General features: G+C 73.5%; 24 protein-coding genes. 9 read left to right on the forward strand and 15 right to left on the reverse strand.

What is annotated here, in order from left to right; all coding sequences use genetic code 11:
* Positions 1-150 precede the first annotated feature (150 nt).
* Entirely contained in the window at positions 151-2,646 is a 2,496-nt protein-coding gene (locus ACIQM4_RS23305; protein WP_401594742.1) for a hypothetical protein, read from the forward strand.
* Here the strand turns inward: ACIQM4_RS23305 and ACIQM4_RS23310 are convergent.
* The 4 genes from ACIQM4_RS23310 to ACIQM4_RS23325 form a co-directional block, all read right to left on the reverse strand.
* On the reverse strand, positions 2,616-5,030 hold the full coding sequence (locus ACIQM4_RS23310) for a right-handed parallel beta-helix repeat-containing protein (protein WP_401594744.1): 2,415 nt from the start codon (positions 5,028-5,030) through the stop codon (positions 2,616-2,618). The two genes, ACIQM4_RS23305 and ACIQM4_RS23310, sit on opposite strands and share 31 nt — an antisense overlap.
* Before the next feature lie 102 nt (positions 5,031-5,132).
* Positions 5,133-5,795 carry a hypothetical protein gene (locus ACIQM4_RS23315; RefSeq protein ID WP_401594747.1) on the reverse strand — a complete coding sequence of 221 codons (663 nt, stop codon included), beginning with the start codon at positions 5,793-5,795 and terminating at the stop codon, positions 5,133-5,135.
* A gap of 93 nt (positions 5,796-5,888) precedes the next feature.
* Positions 5,889-6,725 (reverse strand): MOSC domain-containing protein, encoded by an 837-nt coding sequence (locus ACIQM4_RS23320; protein ID WP_401594750.1) that lies wholly within the window; start codon positions 6,723-6,725, stop codon positions 5,889-5,891.
* A gap of 93 nt (positions 6,726-6,818) precedes the next feature.
* Positions 6,819-7,382: a DUF6643 family protein gene (locus ACIQM4_RS23325; protein WP_401594753.1), complete on the reverse strand. Its 564-nt coding sequence runs from the start codon at positions 7,380-7,382 to the stop codon at positions 6,819-6,821.
* Positions 7,383-7,543: 161 nt separating this feature from the next.
* Between ACIQM4_RS23325 and ACIQM4_RS23330 the strand changes: the two genes are divergently transcribed.
* Positions 7,544-8,971 (forward strand): TerD family protein, encoded by a 1,428-nt coding sequence (locus ACIQM4_RS23330; RefSeq protein WP_401594756.1) that lies wholly within the window; start codon positions 7,544-7,546, stop codon positions 8,969-8,971.
* 7 nt (positions 8,972-8,978) lie between these two features.
* On the opposite strand, the gene ACIQM4_RS23335 is transcribed toward ACIQM4_RS23330, so the two are convergent.
* Positions 8,979-10,157 carry a glycosyltransferase gene (locus tag ACIQM4_RS23335; protein ID WP_401594759.1) on the reverse strand — a complete coding sequence of 393 codons (1,179 nt, stop codon included), beginning with the start codon at positions 10,155-10,157 and terminating at the stop codon, positions 8,979-8,981.
* 75 nt (positions 10,158-10,232) lie between these two features.
* Here ACIQM4_RS23335 and ACIQM4_RS23340 point away from each other — a divergent pair, with 75 nt between their 5' ends.
* Both ACIQM4_RS23340 and ACIQM4_RS23345 read left to right on the forward strand, forming a co-directional pair.
* The gene (locus ACIQM4_RS23340; protein ID WP_401594761.1) at positions 10,233-11,060 is read left to right on the forward strand and encodes a glutamate racemase; all 828 of its coding nucleotides are present in this window, start codon (positions 10,233-10,235) and stop codon (positions 11,058-11,060) included.
* Positions 11,038-11,604, forward strand: coding sequence for a hypothetical protein (locus tag ACIQM4_RS23345; protein WP_401594764.1), 567 nt, complete (start codon positions 11,038-11,040; stop codon positions 11,602-11,604). Before ACIQM4_RS23340 ends, ACIQM4_RS23345 begins: the two co-directional genes overlap by 23 nt.
* 93 nt (positions 11,605-11,697) lie before the next feature.
* Here the strand turns inward: ACIQM4_RS23345 and ACIQM4_RS23350 are convergent, their stop codons facing one another.
* Positions 11,698-12,774, reverse strand: coding sequence for an O-antigen ligase family protein (locus ACIQM4_RS23350; protein WP_401594767.1), 1,077 nt, complete (start codon positions 12,772-12,774; stop codon positions 11,698-11,700).
* Positions 12,775-12,878: 104 nt separating this feature from the next.
* Between ACIQM4_RS23350 and ACIQM4_RS23355 the strand changes: the two genes are divergently transcribed.
* The 3 genes from ACIQM4_RS23355 to ACIQM4_RS23365 are packed head-to-tail and all read left to right on the forward strand — an operon-like array spanning position 12,879 to position 15,286.
* A complete protein-coding gene (locus ACIQM4_RS23355; protein ID WP_401594770.1) occupies positions 12,879-13,106 on the forward strand; it encodes a hypothetical protein in 228 nt (75 codons plus the stop codon).
* Entirely contained in the window at positions 13,103-14,743 is a 1,641-nt protein-coding gene (gene lnt, locus ACIQM4_RS23360) for an apolipoprotein N-acyltransferase (RefSeq protein ID WP_401594772.1), read from the forward strand. Before ACIQM4_RS23355 ends, lnt begins: the two co-directional genes overlap by 4 nt.
* A 21-nt stretch (positions 14,744-14,764) precedes the next feature.
* Positions 14,765-15,286 carry an NUDIX hydrolase gene (locus ACIQM4_RS23365; RefSeq protein WP_401594775.1) on the forward strand — a complete coding sequence of 174 codons (522 nt, stop codon included), beginning with the start codon at positions 14,765-14,767 and terminating at the stop codon, positions 15,284-15,286.
* Between the two features lie 139 nt (positions 15,287-15,425).
* Here ACIQM4_RS23365 and ACIQM4_RS23370 read toward each other — a convergent pair whose 3' ends face one another.
* From ACIQM4_RS23370 to ACIQM4_RS23385, 4 genes are all read right to left on the reverse strand, one after another.
* Positions 15,426-15,923, reverse strand: a complete 498-nt coding sequence (locus tag ACIQM4_RS23370; RefSeq protein WP_401594778.1) for a PTS fructose transporter subunit IIA — start codon at positions 15,921-15,923, stop codon at positions 15,426-15,428.
* Positions 15,920-16,549 (reverse strand): dihydroxyacetone kinase subunit DhaL, encoded by a 630-nt coding sequence (dhaL, locus tag ACIQM4_RS23375; protein WP_401594781.1) that lies wholly within the window; start codon positions 16,547-16,549, stop codon positions 15,920-15,922. Before dhaL ends, ACIQM4_RS23370 begins: the two co-directional genes overlap by 4 nt.
* 89 nt (positions 16,550-16,638) lie before the next feature.
* A complete protein-coding gene (dhaK, locus tag ACIQM4_RS23380) occupies positions 16,639-17,631 on the reverse strand; it encodes a dihydroxyacetone kinase subunit DhaK (protein ID WP_401594784.1) in 993 nt (330 codons plus the stop codon).
* Between the two features lie 124 nt (positions 17,632-17,755).
* The gene (locus tag ACIQM4_RS23385; protein ID WP_401594787.1) at positions 17,756-18,211 is read right to left on the reverse strand and encodes a protein phosphatase; all 456 of its coding nucleotides are present in this window, start codon (positions 18,209-18,211) and stop codon (positions 17,756-17,758) included.
* A 199-nt stretch (positions 18,212-18,410) separates the two neighbouring features.
* Here ACIQM4_RS23385 and ACIQM4_RS23390 point away from each other — a divergent pair, with 199 nt between their 5' ends.
* Entirely contained in the window at positions 18,411-18,896 is a 486-nt protein-coding gene (locus tag ACIQM4_RS23390; protein ID WP_401594790.1) for a hypothetical protein, read from the forward strand.
* Positions 18,897-19,032: 136 nt separating this feature from the next.
* Here the strand turns inward: ACIQM4_RS23390 and ACIQM4_RS23395 are convergent, their stop codons facing one another.
* The 4 genes from ACIQM4_RS23395 to ACIQM4_RS23410 form a co-directional block, all read right to left on the reverse strand.
* On the reverse strand, positions 19,033-19,848 hold the full coding sequence (locus ACIQM4_RS23395) for a glycosyltransferase (protein ID WP_401594793.1): 816 nt from the start codon (positions 19,846-19,848) through the stop codon (positions 19,033-19,035).
* A complete protein-coding gene (locus tag ACIQM4_RS23400) occupies positions 19,845-20,432 on the reverse strand; it encodes a class I SAM-dependent methyltransferase (RefSeq protein ID WP_401595057.1) in 588 nt (195 codons plus the stop codon). Before ACIQM4_RS23400 ends, ACIQM4_RS23395 begins: the two co-directional genes overlap by 4 nt.
* A 122-nt stretch (positions 20,433-20,554) precedes the next feature.
* Positions 20,555-21,319, reverse strand: a complete 765-nt coding sequence (locus tag ACIQM4_RS23405; RefSeq protein ID WP_401594796.1) for a PIG-L deacetylase family protein — start codon at positions 21,317-21,319, stop codon at positions 20,555-20,557.
* Complete coding sequence (locus ACIQM4_RS23410; protein ID WP_401594799.1) at positions 21,316-22,302, reverse strand: acyl-CoA dehydrogenase; 987 nt, start codon at positions 22,300-22,302, stop codon at positions 21,316-21,318. Before ACIQM4_RS23410 ends, ACIQM4_RS23405 begins: the two co-directional genes overlap by 4 nt.
* A 400-nt stretch (positions 22,303-22,702) precedes the next feature.
* Between ACIQM4_RS23410 and ACIQM4_RS23415 the strand changes: the two genes are divergently transcribed.
* A complete protein-coding gene (locus ACIQM4_RS23415) occupies positions 22,703-23,383 on the forward strand; it encodes an HAD family hydrolase (protein WP_401594802.1) in 681 nt (226 codons plus the stop codon).
* A 139-nt stretch (positions 23,384-23,522) separates the two neighbouring features.
* On the opposite strand, the gene meaB is transcribed toward ACIQM4_RS23415, so the two are convergent.
* Positions 23,523-24,506 (reverse strand): methylmalonyl Co-A mutase-associated GTPase MeaB, encoded by a 984-nt coding sequence (gene meaB, locus ACIQM4_RS23420; protein ID WP_401594805.1) that lies wholly within the window; start codon positions 24,504-24,506, stop codon positions 23,523-23,525.
* Positions 24,507-24,526: the final 20 nt, after the last annotated feature.

The raw sequence follows: 24,526 nt of genomic DNA on the forward strand, positions 1-24,526 counted from the left end.
GGGCAGCGGGGTCCGCGTCCGGGATGCTGAAAGCCCCACCGCGAAACCCTGCGCGAGGACGAGCCCCCACCGTCCCCGCCGCGTACCTCCCTCCCCCTCGCGCAGGCACCCGCACACGCACGCACGCACACGCACGAGAGCGAGCTCGCAGTGCCCCCTGCCCCCACCGCTCCGGACGGCCCTGCCCCGGACGCGCTTGCCCCGGACGCGCTTGCCCCGGACGCGCTTGCCCCGGACGCCCTCGCCCCGGACACCCTCGCTCCGGGTGCCGCCGCCCCGGAGCACCGCGCCCCGTGCGGCCCCGACGCCGAGGGCCCGACGCCCGCGCTCGAACTCCTCGTCCACGGGGTGGGCGGGGCCACCCCGCAGGACATGCTCGGCGACCCCCGGACCGTCCGCATCACTGGCGACGGCACCGCCGCGGTCTTCCGGCGCGGCGAGGACGCCGACGCCGAGGAACGGCCCGCCGACTACCTCGACAAGCCGATCCCCGAGGCATACGTCTGGTCCAACCTCACCTCGGGCAACGGCATCCGGGCGCTGTGGCTCCTGCTGCTCCCCTTCATGGTCGTCAACCTCGCCCACTGGATGCGCCCCACCACCCACGGCCGCGTCCGCACCACAAGGCTCTACGGCGTCCTGGTCCGCCTCGTCGCGCTCACCCTCACGGTCCTTCTGACCGCCGCCGCCTGCGAGGTCGCCATGGACCTCACCGCCTGGCAGTGCGCGGGCTCGGTCGCCTGTGCGGGCGAGAAGTCCTGGCTCGGATTCCTGTCCCCGGCGGGCGGCGGCTGGTGGAGCCCGCCAGGGCGCCGCATCGCGCTGGCCGCGCTGGTGCCCGCCGCCCTCACCGGCCTGCTCTGGTACCTCTCGCACCGCACCTGGAGCGCATACGAGTCCCAGCAGCCGCTGCCCGCCTCCGCCGTCCCCGCCGATCCGGAAGGGGGGTCCGACCCCGCGCTCGGCCGCCCCGGATTCTGGTACGGGCGCAGGCTCGTCGCCAGGCTGCGTGCCGCGCACACCGCCGCCGGGTTCCTGGTGGTGGCCGCGGCCCTCTCCGTGGCCACCGCGCGCCGCGACCGCGCGACCGGAGGCCCCTTCCTGGACGCCTGGGGCTGGGCCATGCAGGGTGCGCTCCTGGCAGGCGCCGTCGTGGTTGTCTGGGTCGTCTGCCGACGCGGACGCAGCGAGTCCCGCTTCGACCTCGCTCTCGACCGCGCCCTGGTCACGCTGCTGCCCGCGACCGCGCTGGCCGGACTTCTGCTGGCCGTGCTGTACGCCGGCTGGTCCCGGCCGGGCTGGCAGTCGCAGGGCCAACTCACCGGCGGAGCGCGCGCCTTCGGGGCGTTGACGCTCGCCCAGCTCCTGCTGGTCCTGTGCCTCGCCGTGGTCGCGTACCTCCTGCACCGCCGCGCGCCCGTCGCACGTACCGCCATGCGGGGTCTCGGGGGGCCCGCCGTCGCCATGCTGGCCTGCGCACTCGGCGGCGTCATGTCAGGCGGCGTCGCCCAACGGGTCGCGGACTGGCTCGACGGGCCCGCCACCCCCGGCATGTCGACCGGCCCCGCCGCCCCGCTGATCGGCCCGCCCGTACTGCTGACCTGGCAGGCCTCCGTCATTCCGCCGCTGCTGCTGGTGCTGGTCCTGCTGGCCGTCTTCTACGGCGTGCGCACCTGGCGTACCCGTAACGCCCTCACCACCCGTGTCGAGGCCGAGTACCCCGGCGAGAACCCCGACCCGATCCGCACCGGCCGCATCGCCCTCACGCGCGCCGCCGCCGACCTCACCGACCACGCCCCTCGCATGATCGCCGTCCTCTCCGGGGCGACGCTGGTGCTCGGTGCGGTCGCGCTCCTCGGCGCCTTCCTGTACGACGAGGTGCCCGGCCGCGCCGCCCAGGGCACGCCCTCGCCCGTGGAGGCCGTCGCGCACACCTCGCAGGCACTGGGCTCCTGGCTGATCGGGTTCGGGTTCCTGCTCTTCGTGACCTGGGGCCGTCGCGCCTACCGCGATCCCAAGGCCCGCCGCACCATCGGGATCCTCTGGGACGTCGGTACCTTCTGGCCGCGTGCGGCCCACCCCTTCGCCCCGCCGTGCTACGCGGAGCGGGCGGTCCCCGACCTCACCTGGCGGATGGCCACCTGGACCGACAGGACCCGTGGGCGCCTCGTCATCTCCGGTCACTCACAGGGCAGCGTCCTGGCCGCGGCCGCGGTCTGGCAACTCCCGCAGCACACCCGTCGCCGGGTCGCCCTGCTCACCTACGGAGCCCCGCTGGAACGGCTGTACGGACGCTGGTTCCCGGCCTATTTCGGCCCTTCCTGTCTGTGCGCCCTGCACGACGAGGTGGCCTGCTGGCGCAATCTGTGGCGGCACACCGACCCGATAGGAGGCCCGGTCCGCGTCGTTCCCGACGAGGGCCGCCACCCGGTGGACCACGACCCGCTCCTCGACCCGCTCGCCTACGGCCGCACCCGTGAACAGCCGCTGCCCGCACCGGTCCTGGGCCACTCCGACTATCAGGCGGACCCGGTGTTCGCCGCCGAGCGCGACAGGCTCCTGGCCCAGCTGCCGGAGCCGACGCTGCCCCGCCAGCAGGGCAACGAGGCGGTGGATCAGGGCAGTTCGGGAAGGTCGTCCGGGTAGAGGAGCGTCAGGTCGTCCGTGGACACCTCGGTGAACTGGGCGACCCGGCCGGCGTGCCGCTCCACCATCGACTCGAAGGTCTGCCTGGCGGTACGGCCGTTGCCGAACGCCGGGCCCTTCGGCAGCGCGGTGAAGTACTTCAACAGCGCCTCCGGGGTGCCGGTGCCGAGCCGGTACTCATGGTCCTCGGACTGCTGCTCGACGATCCGCAGCAGCTCCTCCGGCTCGTAGTCGGAGAAGGTGATGGTCCGTGAGAAGCGCGACGCCACACCGGGGTTGACGCTGAGAAAGCGCTCCATCTCCGCCGTGTAGCCCGCCACGATCACCACCACCGCCTCCCGGTGGTCCTCCATCAGCTTCACCAGCGTGTCGATGGCCTCCTTGCCGAAGTCCCGGCCGGAGTCCTCGGGGGAGAGCGCGTACGCCTCGTCGATGAACAGCACCCCGCCGCGCGCCCTGTCGAACGCCTCCTGGGTGCGGATGGCCGTCGACCCGATGTGCTCACCCACCAGGTCGACCCGGGACACCTCGACGAGGTGGCCGCGCTCCAGCACCCCGAGGGACGCCAGGATCTCGCCGTACAGCCGGGCCACCGTCGTCTTGCCCGTGCCGGGGGAGCCGGTGAACACCAGGTGCCGGCGCACCGACGCCGCCTTGAGCCCGGCCTCCTGCCGTCTGCGCCCGATCTCGATCATGTCGGTGAGGGCGCGCACCTCCCGTTTGACGCTCTCCAGGCCCACCAGCGCGTCGAGTTCACCGAGCACGTCCTGCGAGGAACGGGACGGGTCCACGGCAGGGGTGCCGGACGTGGGGACGGAGGTGGCCGTCGGGCGCTGCACGGGGATGTCGGAGAGCAGACCGGGGGACTGGGTGGCGGTCAGCACCACCGGCGGCGGTTCGGCGGCGGCGGCCCTCACCCCGCTCTCGTCACTGGTGCAGTCCTCGACGACGGGGCCGTCCTCGGCGAACTCGTAACCGCCGCGCGCGCACCGCTCGGTGCGGCAGCGCGTCAAGGTCGTACGGCAGCCGTCCATGACGTGGAAGCCGTAACCGCTGCTGCCGGTCACCCGGCAGCCGTGGAAGGTGCCGCGTCCCTCCGCGGAGACGTAGAACCCCGACTCGGCGGGGGAGGTGACGGTGCACCGTTCGATCCGCGGGTCGGCGCCCTTGGTGACGATCACGCCCGTCTGCACGGCGTCGATCGTGCAGTTCGCGAGGGTGCCGCCGCTTCCGTGGTCCCGGAACCACGCGCCCGTCGACGCCTCCTTGATGCGGCAGTCGTCGAGCTGCGCGATCGCCCCGTCACTCACCGACACAGCGGTGTTGCGCACCTGCGAGAGGTCGCTGTCCACGACGTCGGCGCGCGAACCCCGGTCCAGGACGAACAGGGCGTCCGGCACGTCGTGCACCCGGCAGGAGTCCAGGACGGCGGTCGCGCCGTCGCTGACCCACACCGCCGGGTAGTCGCCCGTGCTGTCGTGGATCTCACAGCCGTTGGCGTCCACCCGGGTGCCCGGGTCCCACACCGAGAGGCCGTTGCGGCCGAAGCGCCGCACCGTGGAGCGGGACAGGGTGAGCACCGCGCGCCCCCGCAGGTCGACGGCGTTCTCCGGGATGTCGTGGATGTCGCAGTCGGACAGCGTCAGTACCGCGTCCGTGTCGAGCGTCACGCCGTCGGCCGAGGTCCGGTGCACCGAACACCCGGTGAGGTGTCCCGTGCCGCGCGAGGTGACCTGCACGCCGGTGCCCTTCACCTCGTAGATCTCGCAGCCGATCGCCTCGACGCCTGAGCCCTCGCCGGACACCGCGAGCCCCGAGCCGGACGTGTGGTGGATGCGGCAGCGCTCCAGCCGCGGGTGCGCGCCCCCGCTGACCGAGACCCCGGCCTGGCCCGCCGCGGCGACCTCGCAGTCCTCGAACAGACCGCCCGCGCCGTCCAGCACGCCGATGCCGACGCCGCCCGGGTTGTCGATCGTGCAACGCCGCACCGTCGGCCGTGCGGCGCCGCGCACCTCGATGCCGACCGCGGAGCGCGTCACGATGCGCAGCCCCTCCAGCTCCGGCGTGCCGTCCTCGATCAGCAGCGCGGGCGCGGCGGAGTCCTGGCCCTCCAGGCACAGTTCCTGTACGACGGCGGAGGCGCGGACCGTCAGCGCGACGCCGTCCACCGGGGCGATCCGCACCGAACCGGCACCACCCTCGGGGGCGCGCAGCGTCACCGAGCGCCGTACGACGAGGTTCTCCCGGTACGTGCCTGGGGCGATGGTGAGGACGTCGCCGTCCCCCGCGGCCTCCAGGGCGGCGGCGAGGGAGTCGTACTCACCCGTGCGGCGCCGCCACCTCGAAGTACCGGAGTGCGTCACCTGGACCGTGCCCTGTGCCATGGCGTTGCCGTGCCCCCACCTCGTACGTCCCGCTGCTCACGTCGATCTCGCTGCACCACCGTAGCGCGCGGGGGAAGCGGCAGTTGACCGGTCCGGGCAGCGTCAGCCGCCCGCGCCCGTGCGGCCCCACTCGGGACCGACCTTCGCCCACGCCCGGTCGAGCCGCTCGTACCGCCGTTGCATGAGACGCCGTACGACCAGCAGCCTCGCACAGTGCGCCAGGGCCGCGACCGTGGCTGCCGCGCCCAGACCCGTGAGTGCGGCCTGGGCGGCCGCCGTCGAGGCGTCCAGGGGGCGGTTGACGATGCGGCCGTGGCCGTCGGTCCACATCGGGAAGGTGTCCCCGGGGTCGGCCGCCCGGTTGAGCGTCGTGGCCCGCCCGGTGTGCCGGGTGCCGTCGTGGGCGGTCCAGCGGGCCAGCACGCCGACCGGGCCGGCGTATCCGGTGCTCGTCCCCGCCCCGCCGTCCGCGCGCCGCTCGCGCAGCGGGCGCAGCACCACGCCCTGGGTCTCGTGCCGCTCGTGGTGCTGGACGCGCGCCGCGTGCTGGAGGGAGGCGTTCGTGCGCAGTCCGACGGCCAGTCCCGCCGCCGGGGCGGCGAGGACGATCAGCAGGAGCGCGACGAGCGCGGCCCAGGCCTCCACGAGATCGGTGCCGCGGCGCAGCGGACTGTCACGCCAGCGCCACACGCCCGACGCGGTCCGCCGCCTCCGCGCGGACCACATCCGTTCCGCCGCCCTCGAAGGCTCCTCGGCTGCTCGCACGTCCCCGCCCCTTCCGCGTCCGCCCAACGCGCCTGCCGCATCAGCGAGTTCCCGGGAGGGGGCGTGCTCATTCGGCCGAACCGGGACAGAACTCTATGCCTCCTCGAAGACCACCGGGTCACCGATCCGCAGCACCCCGGTGCCTTCCGGCACCACGTTCTGGCCGAAGACCAGCATCCCGGCGGACCTGCGGTGCTTCGCGAGGGTGCGCAGCGGCTCCTTGCCGCGCTCGGCGGTGGCCTGGTCCGTGGTGGTGACGACGCAGCGCCCGGACGGTTTCGCGACCCGGAAGGAGACCTCGCCGACGGTGATCCGGCGCCAGCCGTCCTCCGCCCAGGGGGCGGTGCCCGCCAGCACCAGATTCGGCCGGAACCGGTTCATCGGAAGGGGGCCCTCGTCCGGCATGTCGCCCTGCGCGATCAGCGAGTTGAGGGCGTCGAGCGAGGACAGGGTGGTGACGAGGAGGGGGAACCCGTCGGCGAAGCTCACGCTCTCGCCCGCGCGCCCGAAGTCGGGGTGTATGAGCCGGCGGTGCGCCGGGTCGTCCATGTGCACCATGCGCACCTCGCAGCCCAGGTACGCGCCCCACCACGCGTCGGCCGCCGAACCGGCGGGCACCGCCTCGTACTTGTCGCCGAACAGCGTCACCGGCACCGTCCGTACGGGCGCGGGGACGCTCACCTCCAGCGGGTCGAGGCCCGGGGCGGACAGCCGCACCGCACCGCCGGGCAGCGGTTCGGACCCGGCGAGCGCCAGCCTCGGGTGCTCGCGCTGGGTGATCCCCTTCCCCGACGCGTCGGTCAGCAGCCATCTGCGGTCCCCGACGGGCCCCCAGGGCTCGATCGCCAGTTCCCGGGGTGCGCAACCGCGGGTCGCCTTCACCGGATAGACGTGCAGCGAGTGCACCGAGGCCTCAACAGAGTGGGTCATGCGGACCATCCTGCCAGCGGGCTCGGACATCTTTCCGAGTCCACTGTGTGCCTCCGGGCGGGGAGTGCCTCCAGCAGCTCCCGGCCGGTCCCCCTAGTAGCCGCCGCCCTGCTGGTACTGCCTGTTGTACGGGTCCTCGTACGGTGCGGCGGCGGGCGCGGGGCGCGGGGCCACCGGACGCATCGCCTCGTAACCTGCGGGTGCGACGGGACGCTGCGGCTGCGGCTGCTGCTGCCCCTGCGGTGCGACCGGGCGCTGCGGTTGCGGACGCTGCATCTGCGGGGGCTGGCCACCCGGGTACCCGCGCGGCGGGCCGGCCTGCTGCGGGATGTACGGCGCGGGCGCGTTCTGCAGTTGCGGAACGGGAGCCTGCTGCAGGTGCGGTGCCTGCTGGTACTGCTGGACGGGCGGCTGCTGCTGCGCGGGCTGGGGGTAGCCGTAGGCGGGCTGCGGGTGCGAAGGTGCGGCCGGCAGTGCGGGAAGCGCGGACGGCAGGGCCGGCAGATAGCTGTTGCCCGAGTCGTACATGGCGGGCACCCGGATCGGGGCGATCTGGGGCGTGCCCCGCTCGGCGACGAGGGAGTCGTAGATCGGGGTGTCCGGGAAGGACGGCGCGGAATAGTAGCCGCCGCCATAGGTGGCGCGGGGGGAGGTCATGGCAACTAAGTTAAGCCCAAGATGTTCTGGTTGGGGAGCCCGATAAGAGGGTTGTTTTACGTGTTGTGAGTGGTCCTGGGTCACTAATCAGAGCGAACTTGGGGAAAACGGTCGTCTTGTAGCGTTCGGATCGTGTAAGGAACGGTCTATTTCGACTCGCGATGGGGGCGAGCATGTCCATGCTTAAGGGAACCAACGTGCCGGTGCCGGCACAGTCCGTGCGGATCGAGGTGGGCCGCCGATCGGGCCCCGGGGTGCCCGACGTCGACGCGTCCGCGCTCCTGCTCACCGGTGGCCGGGTGCGCTCGGACGCCGACTTCGTGTTCTACAACCAGCCCGCGCACGCCTCGGGCGCGGTCCGCCACGACGGCAAGCGGCCCGGCGGCGCCGGCGAGGTGACCGACACCCTCTCCGTCGACCTCGCGCGCGTGGAGGGCGCGGTCGAGACCGTGGTGCTGGCCGCGTCCGCCGACGGCGGCAGCTTCGGGCAGGTGCCGGGGCTGTACGTACGGGTGCTGGACGCGGCGAGCGGCGCGGAGATCGCCCGCTTCGACAGCCAGGACGCCACCGTGGAGACGGCGTTCGTGCTCGGGGAGCTCTACCGGCGCCAGGGCGCCTGGAAGTTCAGGGCGGTCGGCCAGGGCTACAGCAGCGGCCTCGAAGGGCTCGCGACGGACTACGGCATCACGGTCGACGAACCGCAGCGGGCCGCCCCCGCCCCTGCCCCCTCCTCCGCACCTGCCCCCGCACCGGCAGCCCCCACGCCGGCTCCTCCCACCCCTGCCCCCGCGCCCGCACCTGAGCCCGCGCCCACCGTGCCCGTGTGGCCCGCGGCTCCCGACGCGCCGCAGGCCCTCGCCACCTCGTGGCCGTCCGCGCCAGCGCCGTCCCACGCCACGCCGCCCCCCGTGGCACCCGCCGCCCCCGCGCCGGGGCCGGCGACCGCTCCCGTGCAACTGACCAAGGTCACGCTCACCAAGGCCGCGCCGGCCGTCTCCCTCGCCAAGCAGGGCGGCTCCAGCGGCGCCATGCGCGTCAACCTCAACTGGGAGTCCCGCAAGCAGTTCAAGGGCTGGGGCAGCAAGCTCGGCCGGGCGATGGCGCAGCACTCCGACCTCGACCTCGACCTGTGCGCGCTGTACGAACTCACCGACGGCCGCAAGGGCGTGGTGCAGGCCCTGGGCAACGCGTTCGGCTCGCTCCACCAGCCGCCCTTCATCCTGCTGGACGGCGACGACCGCACCGGCGCGCTCTCCGCAGGCGAGAACCTCACCGTCAACCTCGACCACAAGGCCCAACTGCGCCGCGTGCTCATCTTCGTGACGATCTACGAGGGTGCGCGCTCCTTCGCCGATCTGCACGCCACGGTGACCCTCACCCCGCAGAACGGCGCCCCGATCGACTTCTCGCTCGACGAGTGCACCGTGCCCTCGACGGTCGCGGCCCTCGCCCTGATCAGTTACGAGAACGGCGACCTCACGGTCCGCAGGGAGGCCCAGTACCTGGTGCCCCAGCGCGGCGTGAGCCCGCAGCGCACCGTCGACCAGGCCTACGGCTGGGGCATGAACTGGACCCCCGGCCGGAAGTGAGGGCCCCTCAGCGGTCCGGCGCGGCCCGGGGACCGGCGTAGGTACGCCCCTTCCAGGCCGCGCCCCGGCCCCTGAGGTGCTGGACCGCCGAGTCCACCGTCATCAGCGTGTACAGGAGCGCCGTGAACGGCAGCAGCGGGGCCAGCGCCAGCGTGAGCCGGTAGTACCGCAGCACCGGGACGTACGTCCCCGCCAGCACCGCCCACGCCGCGAGCCCCGCCCACCCGGCCGCCGCGTCCCCGGTGAGCAGCCCGACCCCCAACGCGTACGGCGGTGCCAGGTACACCACCGCGAGCCCGGCCACCGTCACGAGCAGCAGCAGCGGGCTGTGCCGCAGCTGTGCGTACGCGCTGCGCGAGACCATCCGCCAGAGGTCGCCGAGGCCCGGGTAGGGGCGCACGCTGTCCACCCGGTCGGCGAGACCGAGCCAGATCCGCCCGCCCGCGCGCCGCACGACCCGGGCCAGCGCCACGTCGTCGATCACCGCGCCCCGGATCGACTCGGGCACCCGCGCACGCTGCGCCGTCTCCGTACGCAGCAGCACGCACCCGCCCGCGGCGGCGGCCGTCCGCGACCCGTCGCGGTTGACCCACCGGAACGGATAGAGCTGCGCGAAGAAGTACACGAACGCCGGGACGACGAGGCGCTCCCAGTAACTGACCACGCGCAGCCGGGCCATCTGTGACACCAGGTCGAATCCTCCGCCGCGCGCCGAGGCCACCAGCTCCCGCAGGCTGTCCGGCTCGTGGGCGATGTCGGCGTCCGTGAGCAGCAGATACTCCGGGCTGCTCGCTCGGGCCAGCTCGATCCCGTAGCGCACCGCCCACAGCTTGCCCGTCCACCCGGGGCCCGGCTCACCTGGGGAGATCACCGTCAGCGGCAGCCCGCCGTACTGCGCCGACAGGGCGCGCGCGAGCTTGCCCGTGCCGTCGCTGCTCCCGTCGTCGACCAGGATCACCTCGGCGCCGCCCGGGTAGTCCTGGGTCAGCAGTGACGGCAGGCTCTCCGGCAGCACCGCCGCCTCGTCGCGCGCGGGCACCACCACGGCCACGTAAGGCCACTGCCCCGCGGGCGGCTCGGCCCGGCGCGGCAGGCGCTGATCGGTACGCCAGAAGAAACCGTGGCCGAGGAGCAGCCACAGCCAGACGGTCAGCGATCCCACAGCGATCCACGCGACGACGCTCACCGTCGCAGTCTGCCGCAGGAGCGGGCCCGGCGGGAGGACGCCGGGGCGTTCGAAGGGTCGGGCTAAGGTGACGGGGTGAAGATCGCGCTCATGGACTCCGGAATCGGACTGCTGGCAGCGGCGGCGGCGGTGCACCGGCTGCGGCCCGACGCCGACCTGGTCGTCGCCTCCGACCCCGACGGGATGCCCTGGGGGCCCCGTACCCCCGAGGACATCACGGCGCACGCCCTGGCCGTCGCCAGGGCCGCCGCCGCGCACCGGCCGGACGCACTGATCATCGGCTGCAACACCGCCACCGTGCACGCGCTGGAGACGATCCGCGCCGAGCTGGAGCCGGGGATTCCGGTCATCGGCACGGTTCCTGCGATCAAGCCTGCGGCCGCGGGGGGCGGCCCCTTCGCGATCTGGGCCACCCCGGCCACCACCGGCAGCCCCTACCAGCGCGGCCTGATCCGTGACTTCGCCGCGGGTGTCCGGGTCACCGAGGTGCCCTGCCCCGGCCTCGCGGACGCGCTGGAGGTCGCCGACGAGGACGGGATCGACCGGGCGGTGGCCGCCGCCGCCGCGCTGACGCCGTCCGATGTAAGGACCGTCGTCCTGGGATGCACCCATTACGAGCTGGTCGAGGACCGCATCCGCGCGGCCCTCCAGCCGGCCGACGCCGAGACACCCCTGACGCTGCTCGGCTCGGCGGAGGCCGTCGCGGCGCAGGCACTTCGCCGGGCCGGTGCCCAGCCGGCGCCGGCCGCCGATCCCTCATCCCACCTCACGGTTCTCCTCAGCGGACGCAGGTCGGCCACGCTGACCGCACCCGCCCTCGCCTACTCCGAGGGACGCCTGCTGGCTGCCATGACCGCGGAACGTGAGTACGCTGCCACGCATGAGGGAAATCCCCGGGGCTGAGGGTCTCCCGAGCGAGCCCGCCCCCCACGCGAACACCTGGACCGGCCGTGCGACCAACCGCGCGCAGTGGCTGCTCTCGGCCTCCGGCGCGGCTTTCCTGGCGCTGGGCATCGAACTCGCCGTCGACTCCTCCTGGGTCTCCGGCGTCGTCCCGCTCCTGATGGCGGTCGTCGGCTGCGTCGCGGCCGGACTGCTCATCCTGTTCGGGACACTGGCGTTCGTCCATGTGGCGGTGAAGGTCGACGACCACGCCCTGGAAGTACGCTGCGGCCACATCGGGCTGCCCCGCCGCCGCATCCTGCTCTCGCACGTCGTCGGCGCCGAGTTCGCGCCACGGGTCACCCCGCGTCAGTGGGGCGGCTGGGGCTACCGCTGGCGGCCCGACCAGGGCATGGCGGTGGTGGTGCGCCGCGGCGAGGCCGTGGTGCTGAAGCTCGGCGACGGACGTACGTTCACGGTCACCGTCGACGACGCGGCGGGCGCGGTCCGAGCAGTCCGGGACCGGCTCCGCCTCGACCCGGCGGCGGGCAGGCCGAGCGCTTGACGGCTCGGTGGTGCAGGGTGAGTGCCTGACGGCTCGGCGGCCGGCGGGCCGAGCGTCTGACGGTTGGGCGGTGCGGGCCGAGCGCCCGACGGTTCAGCGGTGCAGGTCGCGCGCCCGGTCCCGCGGCGGGTCCTCGGCCGCGCCCTGCTGGAGGCGCGCCGTGGCCAGACCCGCCAGCAGTGCGGCACCGGCCGTCACCGGCGTGAAACTCAACGCGTTGCCGATGCTCGCCAGAGCTGCCAGCGCCGTCAGCGCGGCGCCCGCGGAGAGGACGACCGGCGTGCTCCGGGGCGAGCGCCACAGCCCGTACACCAGCCAGCAGTAGGCCGCACCGAGCAGTGCCACGCCCATCACCCCCTGCTCGGCCGCCTGCTGCAACGGCGCCGAGTGCGGTTTGCCGTCGGAGTCGACGCTCTGGCGGGCGACCTGGCTGAGCCCGCCGAACCGGTCGGGGCCCACCCCGGCCAGCGGGTTCTCCTTGGCCATGTCCAGAGCGTCCTGCCACAGCCCCACCCGGCTCGGCGTGAGCTGTCCGCGCAGGGACACCGTCAGCCCCTGCGGGAGTACGTCCTCGGCGACCGCCCAGGACGCCCCGACGACCAAGACCGCGGCCACCACCAGCCCCACCAGGCCGGGCAGTCTGCGCCGCATCCTGGCGGCCGCCAGGGAGCACAGCAGCACCCCCAGCACCGCGGCGAAGCCGGCCGCCGACCCCAGGGCGAGCGCCCCCGCGGCCACCGCGAGAGCCACCAGCCGCAGCAGCACCCGTACGGCAGCCGCCTGCGCGGCCCCGGCCGCGACACATGCCGCACCCGCGGCCAGCACCAGCAACGCGGCGGCCGCCCCCATGTGCCCCGGCGCCGGTGACGCGCTCGCACCTGGCATGCTTTCCCCGGATGCCAGGGCGAGCCCGAGGGCGCCGAGCGCGAGAGAAGTGGCGGCGAGCACCGGCAGCAGGGTGCCGAAGATCCGCCCGCACGCGTACCCGGCGGCGACCGCGAGCACCGCGAGCAGCACGCCCTCGGGGCGCGCGTCCCGCCCGGCGGCGCAGACCAGCGCCCAGACGGCGCACAGGCCCAGCACGACCGCGCCGGCCACGTCACACGCGCCACCGCGGTCCCGGGGCTCCTGCCCGCCCTCCGTGACCGGACCGCCGCTGCGCACGTCCATCCCGCCGCCCCCCGCACCGTGACGGGCCCCGCCGGCTCCGGCCGGAACCGGCCGTGCGGCAAGGACTGGCGCACACGGTAACGGGAGCGGCGAAATTTGTGGATGTGTCTCGCAACATCGTGCCTGGACGACGCATCGCCTGGATCGTGCCGAGACGACGCATCGCCTGGGCCGTGCACGGACGACGCATCGTCTGGGCCGTGCACGGACGACGCATCGCCTGGATCGTGCACGGACGACGCAAACGCCTGGCGGGCTTCCGCCCCTGCGGGCGGCAGCGAGGGACCGTCCTGCTCAGCGCGCCCGGAGCCACCGTAGACTCCGCCGGGTGAGCGCCACCATCACCCCCGCAGCAGCCCCGCCGGAACCTGCCCCGGCCGCACCCCGCCGAGGGTTCTGGCTGGTGCGGTCCGCCGCAGCCGCCGTGTCCGGACTGCTGCTCTACGCGAGCTTCCCGCCCCGCCCCCTGTGGTGGCTGGCCCTGCCCGGTTTCGCCCTGCTCGGCTGGGCCCTGCGCGGGCGCAGGCTGCGCACCGGATTCGGCCTCGGGTTGCTTTTCGGGATCGGCTTCCTCGTCCCGCTGCTGTCCTGGACGGGCGAGGAGGTCGGCCCCGTGCCGTGGCTCGCGCTCGCCCTCATCGAGGCGCTGTTCCTCGGTTTTGTCGGCATGGGCGTGACCGCGACCTCGAAGCTCCCCGCCTGGCCCGTGTGGGCGGCCGGGCTGTGGGTCCTGGGGGAGGGGCTGCGATCCCGGTTCCCCTTCGAGGGCTTCTCCTGGGGGAAGATCGCCTTCGGGCAGGCGGACGGGGTCTTCCTGCCGCTGGCGGCGCTCGGCGGCACCCCGCTCGTCGGCTTCGCCGTCGCCCTGTGCGGATTCGGCCTCTACGAGGCGGTGCGGCAGTTCCTGGCCCGGCGCACCGCCCCGTCCGGCGGGCGCCCGTTCCCGGCCTCGCGCCCCGCCCCGTCCGGCGGGACGAGGCCCGCCTCCCGAGCAGGTGTCGCGGTGGCGGCTCTCGCCGTGCTCGTCCCCCTGGTGGTGTCGCTCGCCGCCCGCCCCCTCCTCGACGATTCCGCCGAGGACGGCACGGCCACCGTCGGCCTGATCCAGGGCAACGTGCCGCGCCTCGGCCTGGACTTCAACGACCAGCGGCGCGCCGTCCTCGACAACCACGCCCGCCGTACCGAGCAGCTCGCCGAGGACGTCAAGAACCACAAGGAGCCCCGGCCCGACTTCGTCATCTGGCCGGAGAACTCCTCGGACCTCGACCCGTACCGCAACTACGACGCCCGCGAAGTCATCGACCGGGCCGTCCGGGAGATCGGCGTCCCCGTCGCGATCGGCGCGGTGCTCACCCCCGACACCGGCAAACTGCGCAACACCCTCATCCAGTGGGACCCCGAGCGCGGGCCCGTCGACACGTACGACAAACGGCACATACAGCCGTTCGGCGAGTACATGCCGATGCGCGACTTCGCCCGCCTCTTCAGTTCGGACGTGGACCGGGTGCGCCGTGACTTCGGACCCGGCAAGAAGGTCGGCGTCTTCGACATGGCGGGCACAAAGGTAGGCCTGGTCACCTGTTACGAGGCGGCCTTCGACGACGCCGTACGGGACACGGTGGTGCACGGCGGCCAGCTCATCGCCGTACCCAGCAACAACGCCACCTTCGGCCGCAGCGAGATGACGTACCAGCAACTGGCCATGAGCCGGGTGCGTGCCGCCGAGCACGGCAGGGCCGTCCTCGTGCCGGTCACCAGCGGTGTCAGCGCGGTCATCCAGCCCGACGGCAAGGTCGTCCAGCAGACCAAGATGTTCACCCCGGACGCCCTGGTCGCGAAGGTGCCGCTGCGCTCCTCGCTGACTCCCGCAACCCGGGTCGGCATCGCCCCGGAGATCGCACTGGCCCTGCTCGGTGCGGCCGGCATCGCGTGGACCGTCACGCGAGCAGTACGTGCACGACGCAAGTAACAGCTCCATTAGGGTTCTGTCATGGCTACTCCCGATTTCATCAAGAACATCCGTTCCACCGCGGGACACCAACTGCTCTTTCTCCCGGGCGTGACGGCCGTCGTCTTCGACGACGAGGGCCGGGTGCTGCTCGGGCGGCGCTCCGACAACGGCGAGTGGTCCCTCGTCGGCGGCATCTCCGACCCCGGCGAGCAGCCGGCCCGGACGGCGGTGCGCGAGGTGTTCGAGGAGACGGCGGTCGAGTGCGAGGTGGAGCGGGTCGTCCTGGTCCAGACCCTGCGGCCGATGCAGTACGCCAACGGCGACATCTGCCAGTTCATGGACATCACGGTGGCCTGCCGGGCCACCGGCGGCGAGGCGGCGGTCAACGACGAGGAGTCCCTTGAGGTCGGCTGGTTCCCGGTCGACGCGCTCCCCGAGATGCGGGAGTTCGCCACCTTCCGGATCAAGCAGGCCCTCGCGAACGAGCCGACCTGGTTCGCGCCGGCGGAGGACGCGGTGGCAGGGGGCGCGGGTGTGGGCGTCACCCCCGCGGGCTACTGAATCGAGCGGACGCGGACGCGAACGCGGCACGAACGTGACGGCTCCTGCGCGGACGCCGTCCCGCCGGATGCCGGTGGGAGACCTCTCGGTACCGGTGTCTTACATTCCGGTACCGGTGTCACACCTTCCGGTACGGGTGTCAGACCTTCCGGTAGGTGTACGCCTCGGTGGCCGCCGACTCGATGGCGTCCAGCGGAGCCCCTGCCGAAGCGGTGACGACGGCGGCCACCGCGCCCTCCACGAAGGGCGCGTCCAACATCCGTGTGCGGGGCGGCAGTCCGCCCCCCGCACCGTCCGGCCCACGGTCACTCTCCGCTTCCGCCGCCGCCTCCTCCGCGTCCGCGTCCGCGAGCATTGACTTCACCGTGAGTACGGCACTGCCCAGGTCGACGAGCACCGCAACTCCGGCCCCGCGGTCCACCGACCAGGCTGCTTCGGCGATCAGTTGCGCGCTGGTGCCGAGGCCACCGTCCGAGTCTCCGCCCGCGGCGGCGACCGGAGCGGCGGGGCCGCCCCCGGCCAGCCCCCGGGCCAGCTCGGCGACGGCCGCTGCCACCGCCGCACTGTGCGACACGAGCACCACCCCGACCAGGCCGCCGCCGTCCGCCACGCTGCCGCCGTCCTTCACCGCGCTCATCCGTCCACCCCGGCGAGCGTACGGAGCAGCAGGGCGGCCGAGGTGGCTCCTGGGTCCTGGTGGCCGACACTTCGCGCACCGAGGTAACTGGCCCGCCCCTTGCGTGCCTGGAGCGGCACGGTGGCCAGAGCGCCGCTCTCCGCGGCGTCACGGGCGGCGGCGAAGACCTCGGCGGGCGACGGTACTCCCGAACTGGAGCGCTCCTCCAGGACGGCCACCGCGGGCAGCAGCGCGTCCAGCATCGTCTTGTCTCCCGCCGCGGCCCCGCCCAGCTTCGCCACGGCGTCGACACCGGCCCGCAGGGCCTGGGCGAGTTCCGCCACGGACACCTCCTGCGCCTCGCCGAGCGCCTTGCCCGTGCGCCGCAGCAACGTCCCGTACAGCGGCCCCGACGCACCGCCCACCGTCGAAATCAACTGCCGTCCGGCCAGGGACAGTACGCCGCCAGGTGTGCTGGGCGGCTCCTTCTCCAGCACAGTTGCGACGGCTGCGAAGCCGCGCCGCAGATTGCTTCCGTGGTCGGCGTCGCCGATCGCGGAGTCGAGCTCCGTCAGCCGGTCGGCCGCCTCCTTGACGGCGGAGGCCATGCCGCTCATCCACCGGTGGAAGAACGAAGAATCCAACACCAAGTCTCCTTCCGAGAACGCTTCCCTGACTCTGGCTCTGCCCTTGACCCTGGCCCTGGATCCGGCGACTGCCTCCGGCACGGGGATTCTCAGCGGCCCCAGCGCAGTGAAGCAGTCTGTACGGGCGCGTCCCACCACCGCAGCAGTTCCTCGTCGACCTGGCAGAGCGTCACCGAGCAACCCGCCATGTCGAGGGACGTGACGTAGTTCCCGACGAGGGTACGGGCCACGGGCACGCCACGCTCGCGAAGGACCCGCTGCACCTCGGCGTTGAACCCGTAGAGCTCCAACAGGGGGGTCGCGCCCATCCCGTTCACCAGGGCCAGTACCGGGCCGGTCGGTCGCAGGTCGTCCAGCACGGCGTCCACCGCGTAGTCGGCGATCTCGTGCGAGGTCATCATGGCCCGCCGCTCGCGCCCCGGCTCGCCGTGGATACCGATGCCCAACTCAAGTTTTCCTGCCGGCAGTTCGAAGGTCGGGCTGCCCTTGGCCGGGGTCGAGCAGGCGCTGAGCGCCACCCCGAAGCTCCGCGCGGACCCGTTCACCCGCCGCGCCACCTCGGCCACCCGCTCCAACGGGGCGCCCTCTTCCGCCGCCGCCCCGGCTATCTTCTCCACGAAAAGGGTCGCCCCGGTGCCGCGCCGTCCCGCCGTGAACAAGCTGTCGGTCACCGCGACGTCGTCGTTGACAAGCACCTTGTCGACGCGGATGCCCTCCTCCTCCGCCAGTTCCGCCGCCATGTCGAAGTTCAGTACGTCCCCGGTGTAGTTCTTGACGACGAACAGCACCCCCAGGCCCGCGTCGACGGCGGCGGCAGCGCGCACCATCTGGTCCGGCACGGGTGACGTGAACACCTCGCCGGGGCAGGCGGCAGAGAGCATTCCGGGGCCCACGAAGCCCCCGTGCAGCGGCTCGTGCCCGCTGCCGCCGCCGGAGACGAGTCCGACCCTTCCCGCGACGGGTGCGTCCCGCCGCACCACGACCCGGTTCTCCACGTCGACGGCGAGTTCGGGATGCGCGGCGGCCATTCCGCGCAAGGCGTCCGACACGACGGTCTCCGGCACGTTGATGAGCATCCTCATGTGTACCTCCAGCAGGGCGGCGCAGGGGCGGTCGAACTGCGTCCTCAGTATCCAAGAGCGGTGGCTCCCGGGAGAGGGGTGTGCGACCGCTGCCTGTGTGTGGTGGGGATCCCGCGCGGTGGGTTCAGGGGGTGAAGTGCCGTACGTAGCGCTTCTGCCAGGGGGTCTCGACCGCGCGGCGGTCGTAGTGGGCGCGGACGTAGCGGACCGCGTCCCGCGGGGGGACGCCGTCCAGGACGGCGAGGCAGGCGAGTGCGGTGCCGGTGCGTCCGCGGCCGCCGGCGCAGGCCAGCTCGACGCGGTCGGTGCCGGTACGGGCCAGGGCCTCGGCCAGCACGGTTTGGGCCCCGCCCCGGTCGGCCGGCAGCCGGAAGTCCGGCCAGCGCAGCCAGTGCGCCTCCCACGGCACCGCGGGCGGCTGCTCACCGAGCAGATACAAGGCGTAGGTAGGGGCCGGACCCTCCGGCAGGCGGACGCGCAGTCCCCGGCCCCGGACCAGCCGTCCGGACGGGAGGCGCAGCACCCCGGCGGCCGTGGGCTCCCACCGGGGTGCGGGGCTGTCTTCAGATGGATGGCTCACTGTGCTGCTCCTGTCCCGATGGGGGAGATGTGCCTGGCGGCGGGGGTGCACGCCCGCCCCTCGGACAGGCCGAGGACGAGCGACACGGTCAGCGGTGCTGTCACCCGAACGGCCCCTCTCCGCTGTCGTCCACCTCCCGCGGCCCTGACCGTGGTTGCCACGTCGGTTCGCGACGTACCGCCCGACGAAGGAGCTTCTCGTGGCACATTCAACGACGCCCGCAGGAACCCCGAGCGGCACCGACCCGCACCTCGCGGGCGGCAGCCCCTGGGCGGCGGGCGGAACCATGTTCGCAGGCGTGCTGCTGCTGGTGGACGGCGTTCTCGACATCCTGAAGGGCATCGTCGGCATCGCCAAGGACGACGTCTACACCCGCCTCGGCGACTACGTCTTCAAGTTCAACGTCACCACCTGGGGCTGGATCCACCTCATCCTCGGCATCGTGCTCGCCGTGGTCGGCTGGGGCATCCTCAAGAACGCCCTGTGGGCCAGGGCGACCGGTGTGATGCTCGCCGCCCTGAGCATCGTCGTCAACTTCCTGTGGCTGCCGTACGTGCCGATCTGGGCGTTGATCTCCATCGGCATCGGCGTGTTCGTCATCTGGGCGCTGTGCGCGGCACGTACGGACCCCTCGGGCATGCGCAAGGACCCCGCAGGCGCGCGTAGGGACTCCGCGACCGGCTGAGAAGCGGGTTCCGGAGCAGCACGGAGGCCAGGACGGTCCGCCAAGGGCCCGTCCTGGCCTCCGCTTGTGTGGTGCGCGGGTGCGGCCCGCCAAGGGCCGTCCTGGCCCCCGTTTGTGCGGTGCGCGGTGCGGTCCGCTATCCCGCGGCTTCCCCGGCCTCTTCGGGCTCCCCGACGATCTTGGCCGGCCGGTCCACGCGGTCGAGGCTGTCGAGGCGGGCCAGGTGATCGCCGAAGCCCCCGCGGGCCCGGGGGCGCAACCGGCTGGAGGTGGTGACGGGACAGTCGGGAGTACGCAGGATCCGGGCCCCGGCCCGCTCCAGGGCGGCGACCAGACCGTGGTCCTCGTCCAGCGGCAACGGCGGGAAGCCGCCCGCCGCCGCGTACGCGCCCGCCGAACAGCCGAGGTTCGCACCGTGCACGTGCGGATGCTGCCAGCCGGTCCGCCCCTGGTCCCGCGGCCCGCGGTGCCCCGCGGGCGGCCGGGACGCCTCGTACAGGCGGTGGTAGCGGACGGCGAGGTTGCGCGAGTGCGGCGGCCAGCGGTCCACGGCGACGGTTCCGACGAGCGCCTCCCAACCCTCTTCCGCCCTGGCCAGATGGAAGGCCAGCCAGTCCGCCGGCACCCTGCTGTCGGCGTCCGTGGACGCGATCCACGCACTGCCGGCCCCGGCGGCGGGGAGGGTGGCGAGCCCCGCCGCCACCGCGGCGGCCCTGGCGCGCCCGACGTTGCGGTAGCGGACCGGGACGACCAACGCGCCCGCTGACCGCGCGATCGCTGCCGTGCCGTCCGTGCAGCTGTCCGCCGCGACCACCGTGACCACCCGCACCGATTCGAGAGCGGGGTGCCTGGCCGCGGTGCCGATCGCATCCAGCGCCGCCGGCAGCAGGGACTGCTCGTTGCACGCCGGAACGATCACGACGACGGAGCGCCGTGGCTCCACACCCGTCATACGAGGCCTTCGCGCGCGGCGGGCGAGGGCGCGGGCGCACCGTCCGGGCCCGTACGCACGTACACCTGGAGGACGAAGTCGTCCTCCCGGTGGTCGGCCGTCAGCGACAGCCCTGAGACCGAGCCGACGATCTCGGCGAGCGTGCTGCCCGTGCCGAGGTGTTCGGGGACCGGGTGGTTCCAGTGGACGGTGACGAGGGTGCCGCCCTCGTCGAGGGAGTCGACGACGCGGGCCAGGAGTTCCTGGAGGGTGGCCGCATCGAAGTAGTAGAGCAGTTCGGACAGGACGATCAGGTCGAAGCTGCCCGCGGGCCACTGCGCCGGCAGGGTGAGCCGGCTGACCTCCACATGAGGCAGCCCGGCCGTGCGCTCCCGGGCGCTGACCACGGCCGACTCCACCCGGTCGCAGGCCAGCAACTGGTCGCAGCGCTCGGCGAGCCGGACGGTCAACTCGCCGACCGAACAGGCGGGTTCGAAGGCGCGCCGATAGCGGGGGAGCGGGAGACAGGCCACTGTGAGGTCGTACTTCCGCCGCTCGTACCAGCGCTCGGCCAGGTGCCAGGGGTCGGGCGCGTGGCGGTACATGTCGTCGAAGTACGAGGCGGGGGTGCCGGGGGCTCCCTCCGGGGCGCCCGGGGGCGCGGCAGCGTGGCGTGCGCTGAGGGTACCCGCCGCGTCCGCGGTTCCTGCCGGGTCCGCCGTGCCGGTCATCGGAACACCACCTCCAGGTCGCGCAGATGATGGGCGAGCTCCTCGGGCGGCAGGATCGCGGCGTCGCCGGGGCCGGGGCCAAGTGGCCGCACCTGGCTGACGAAGCGCTCGACCGCCGCCCTCTTGCGGGCCCGGACGTCCGGGGGCAGGAGGATGCGCGCCGCCCGGTCCCACGGCACCGCGGGATCGCCCGGCGTCGCCCAGTGCCACATCCACACCGGATAGAGCCAGCACGGCACGCCGGCGTCGGCAGCCGCCCGCTCCGCGGCACGCCCCGCCGCTTCGTGATCGCCGTGCACGTCACCCGTCCACGGCGCGACGACCAGGTCCGCGTCCTGGACGAGCAGCGCGAGCTGTGCCGCGACGTGGTCCTCGTACGGACCGACCTGGGTGTCGGGCACCCGCAGCCGTACGACCGTGGTGTCCTTCGCCCCGAGTTCGGCGAGCGCGGCGCGGGTCTCGGCCGTCCTCACCCGTACGAGATCCTCCGCGGTGAGTACCCGGCTCCCGGGGTGCGAGGCCTCGCCGTCCGTGACCGCGACCACGGTCACCTCCGCCCCGGCCGCCGCGAGCATGGCGATGGCGCCGCCGAAACCGAGCACCTCGTCGTCGGGGTGCGCCGCGACGACGACCGCGCGGGAGCAGGGCTTCACGGTGAGCTCGGGCAGTTCCGCCCAGCCGGACCACGCCCGCCACGCCGCCTCGTCCGTGCCCGGGGCCTGGATGGGGTCGGCGAAGGGCCGGGCCGGGACGCCGGTCATCGGTCGCCCTCCGGCCGTGCGAGCAGTGCTCCGAGTCCGGCGAGATCACGTTCGGCGTGGTGCTGACGGATGTACACGGTGAGGTCCGCCGCGTCCCGGGCGTGGCGGGCGTCGTGGCACAGCGGCCCGGCCCCGGTGGCCCGTCCCACGTGCTCCAGCACGGCCTCGCACACCGACTCCACGAAGGCGCGTACCCGCAGTGCTCGCAGCCGCGCCCCGCCCCCGGAGTCCAGCGGGTCCGCGTCGATCTCCTCGGCCGCCCGCTCCAGCAGGACCTGCGCCGCGTGCAACTGCACGTCCACCGCCCCCAGGTGCGCGTCCGTATGGGGGTCCGCACGGCGTGCCGCGGCCTCCTTGAGGACGCGGGCGACCGCCAGCGCGCCGCCGTACCAGCACGCGGCCACCCCGATGCCACCGTGCTCGAACCCCGGCCTGCGCACGTACGCCTCCGGCCCGCCGACCTCCTGGGCCGGTACGTCGGTGAACCGCACGTCCGGAGTGTCGCTGCCCGCCATGCCGACGGCCTGCCAGGTGCCTTCCACCGGCCGGCAGCCCTCTTCGTCCACCCGTACCGCGAACAGCCGGCGTTCCTCCCCGGCCCGTGCGGTGACCAGCGCGTGCGTGCAGCTGTGCGCTCCTGAGCAGTACTGCTTCAACCCGCCGAGCACCCACCCCGAGTCCTTGCGGATCGCCGTGAGCCCCTCACCGGGCGGTTCCGCGGCCCACACGCCCCACCGCTCCCCGGCGGCGGGCGCCGGAGCGCCCAGCTCCGCCAGGATGGCCGTGGCGTCGACGTGGCCCTCCACCAGCCGCGCCGTGCACAGCCCGCTCGCCGCGACGTCCCGCAGCGCCGCGAACCGGTCGGCCGTACGCCCCGAGCCGGGCAGCGGGAACTCCAGCTCGCCCGACTCGACGCGCCCGACCACGGCGGCGAAGCCCGCGGCGGCCTCGGCAGCCGGCCGCGGGATCTGGTCACCTGGCATGGCACGTACTCCTTCTCGTTCTCCACCGACGTTCACCAGCAGTGGGTGCGGGGCGAGGTCGGCGCCGCCCGCACCCTGCCCACTCTGAAGCGCTTCGCCGGGGCGCGCACACGGGCGCCGCCCCCGAGCGGGCCGGCGATCTTCCCAGTGCCCCTTCGGACGAGGGCAAAACCCGCGGAACCGCAGGTGTGACGGCGCGGAGGGCGGGAATCCGGGCGTAGCGCCGCCGTCGCACGGGAAGCCGGACGGGCAGACGGACCAGGCGGACGGACAAGATGTTCCGGGCCGGGAACGGGTGCATGATCGAGGAGCCCGGTCACCGGCCCTCGCACCACCAGCCGAGGCACCTCACAGCAAGCACCACCACCCGAGGCACCACCACGAGCAAGGGATGAGACGGATGGCACGCGCGGCTCTGTTCGACGTCGACGGGACCCTCGTCGACACCAACCACCTGCACGTCGTCACCTGGTGGGAGGCCTTCCGCCAGGCAGGTCACGACGTGCCGATGCGCGACATCCACCGTGCGGTGGGACTCGGCTCGGACGACCTGATCAGCCACCTTCTGGGGGACGGCCGCGACCGCGACCAGGACGACACGATCAGCGCCGCGCACACCACGCTGTACGGGACGTACTTCGAACGCCTGCCCGCGTTCGCCGGGACGAGCGATCTGCTGCACACCCTGCACCGACGGGGCTGGCGCATCGTGCTCGCGACCTCGGCGGGCGGCCCCGAGCTGGCGGCCCTGCGCCGGGCCATCGGCGCGGACGACGTCATCGTGGGTGTCGCGAGCGCGGACGACGTCGAACAGGGCAAGCCCGCCCCGGACCCGGTGCACCAGGCACTGGAGATCGCGGGGGCGGACCCCGAGGACGCGGTGTTCGTGGGGGACACCGTGTGGGACATGAAGGCGGGAGCACGGGCCGGGGTGCGGACCGTCGGCCTGCTCTGCGGAGGCATTCCGCGCGCGGATCTGGAGCAGGCGGGCGCCGCCGAGATCTGGACCGACCCCGCCACCTTGCTGTCCCGGCTGGACGACAGCCTCATCTCCGCACTCGAACGCAAGGCGCAGGACTGACCCACCGGTGACCCGCGGGGACGCGGGGGGAGGCCGGGGACGACCGGGGACGGGCTACGCCGTACGGGTCACGGAGGGGGCAGGACGCCCGCCACGGCGGCGACCACGCCGATCAGTGCGTACACCGACATGCCCGCGGTCACTCCTCGAACGCGCCGAGAATCCGCTCCGCCGCCAGCGTGGGGGTCAACTCGCCCTCGCGCAACGCGTGTTCGATGCCGGGTGCAGCACTTCGTACCGCCGGATGGGAGTGCAGGCGGCCGAGCAGCTCGTCGCGGACCATCGCCCACGCCCAGTCGACCTGCTGGCCCGCCCGTTTGGCGGCCAGCCGGCCGGACGAGTCCAGGAGCGTACGGTGCTGTTCCAGGCGGTCCCAGACCTCGTCGAGCCCCGCGTTCTCCCGGGCGCTGCAACTCAGCACCGGGGGGGTCCAGTTGGCGTCGGCAGGGTGCATCAGACGCAGGGCGCCCGCCAGCTCCCTCGCCGCGGACCGCGCGTCGCGCTCGTGCGGTCCGTCGGCCTTGTTGACCGCCACGATGTCGGCGAGCTCCAGGACGCCCTTCTTGATGCCCTGCAACTGGTCGCCGGTACGGGCCAGGGTGAGCAGCAGGAAGGAGTCGACCATGTTCGCCACCGCCGTCTCGGACTGGCCGACGCCCACCGTCTCCACCAGTACGACGTCGTAACCGGCGGCCTCCACGACCACCATCGCCTCCCGCGTCGCCCGCGCCACCCCGCCCAGCGTCCCCGCCGAGGGGGAGGGGCGCACATAGGCGGACGGATCGACCGCCAGGCGTTCCATCCGGGTCTTGTCGCCCAGGATGGAGCCGCCCGTCCGGCTCGACGAGGGATCGACGGCGAGCACCGCCACCCGGTGCCCGAGCCCCGTCAGCATCGTGCCGAACGCGTCGATGAAGGTCGACTTGCCGACACCGGGAACCCCGCTGACGCCGATCCGGCGTGCCGCGCCCGAGTGCGGCAGCAACTCGGTGAGCAGTTGCTGGGCGAGCACCCGGTGATCGGCGCGGGACGACTCGACGAGAGTGATGGCACGGGCGACGAACGCCCGCTTCCCGTCGAGCACGCCCTTGGCGTACGCCTCGATGTCGGTCTTCGGGGGCATCCGGTCCTCAGTCTCCGTCC

This window comes from Streptomyces sp. NPDC091272, from assembly GCF_044757485.1.
In the GTDB taxonomy this organism is placed as follows: domain Bacteria; phylum Actinomycetota; class Actinomycetes; order Streptomycetales; family Streptomycetaceae; genus Streptomyces.

Excerpts from the sequence above, each read along its gene's own strand:
- ACIQM4_RS23310 (WP_401594744.1), bottom strand. The coding sequence starts at position 5,030 with ATGGCACAGGGCACGGTCCAGGTGACGCACTCCGGTACTTCGAGGTGG.
- ACIQM4_RS23320 (WP_401594750.1), bottom strand. The coding sequence starts at position 6,725 with ATGACCCACTCTGTTGAGGCCTCGGTGCACTCGCTGCACGTCTATCCG.
- ACIQM4_RS23325 (WP_401594753.1), bottom strand. The coding sequence starts at position 7,382 with ATGACCTCCCCCCGCGCCACCTATGGCGGCGGCTACTATTCCGCGCCG.
- ACIQM4_RS23330 (WP_401594756.1), top strand. The coding sequence starts at position 7,544 with ATGGGGGCGAGCATGTCCATGCTTAAGGGAACCAACGTGCCGGTGCCG.
- ACIQM4_RS23345 (WP_401594764.1), top strand. The coding sequence starts at position 11,038 with ATGAGGGAAATCCCCGGGGCTGAGGGTCTCCCGAGCGAGCCCGCCCCC.
- ACIQM4_RS23350 (WP_401594767.1), bottom strand. The coding sequence starts at position 12,774 with ATGGACGTGCGCAGCGGCGGTCCGGTCACGGAGGGCGGGCAGGAGCCC.
- ACIQM4_RS23365 (WP_401594775.1), top strand. The coding sequence starts at position 14,765 with ATGGCTACTCCCGATTTCATCAAGAACATCCGTTCCACCGCGGGACAC.
- ACIQM4_RS23370 (WP_401594778.1), bottom strand. The coding sequence starts at position 15,923 with ATGAGCGCGGTGAAGGACGGCGGCAGCGTGGCGGACGGCGGCGGCCTG.
- dhaK (WP_401594784.1), bottom strand. The coding sequence starts at position 17,631 with ATGAGGATGCTCATCAACGTGCCGGAGACCGTCGTGTCGGACGCCTTG.
- ACIQM4_RS23395 (WP_401594793.1), bottom strand. The coding sequence starts at position 19,848 with ATGACGGGTGTGGAGCCACGGCGCTCCGTCGTCGTGATCGTTCCGGCG.
- ACIQM4_RS23400 (WP_401595057.1), bottom strand. The coding sequence starts at position 20,432 with ATGTACCGCCACGCGCCCGACCCCTGGCACCTGGCCGAGCGCTGGTAC.
- ACIQM4_RS23405 (WP_401594796.1), bottom strand. The coding sequence starts at position 21,319 with ATGACCGGCGTCCCGGCCCGGCCCTTCGCCGACCCCATCCAGGCCCCG.
- ACIQM4_RS23410 (WP_401594799.1), bottom strand. The coding sequence starts at position 22,302 with ATGCCAGGTGACCAGATCCCGCGGCCGGCTGCCGAGGCCGCCGCGGGC.
- ACIQM4_RS23415 (WP_401594802.1), top strand. The coding sequence starts at position 22,703 with ATGGCACGCGCGGCTCTGTTCGACGTCGACGGGACCCTCGTCGACACC.
- meaB (WP_401594805.1), bottom strand. The coding sequence starts at position 24,506 with ATGCCCCCGAAGACCGACATCGAGGCGTACGCCAAGGGCGTGCTCGAC.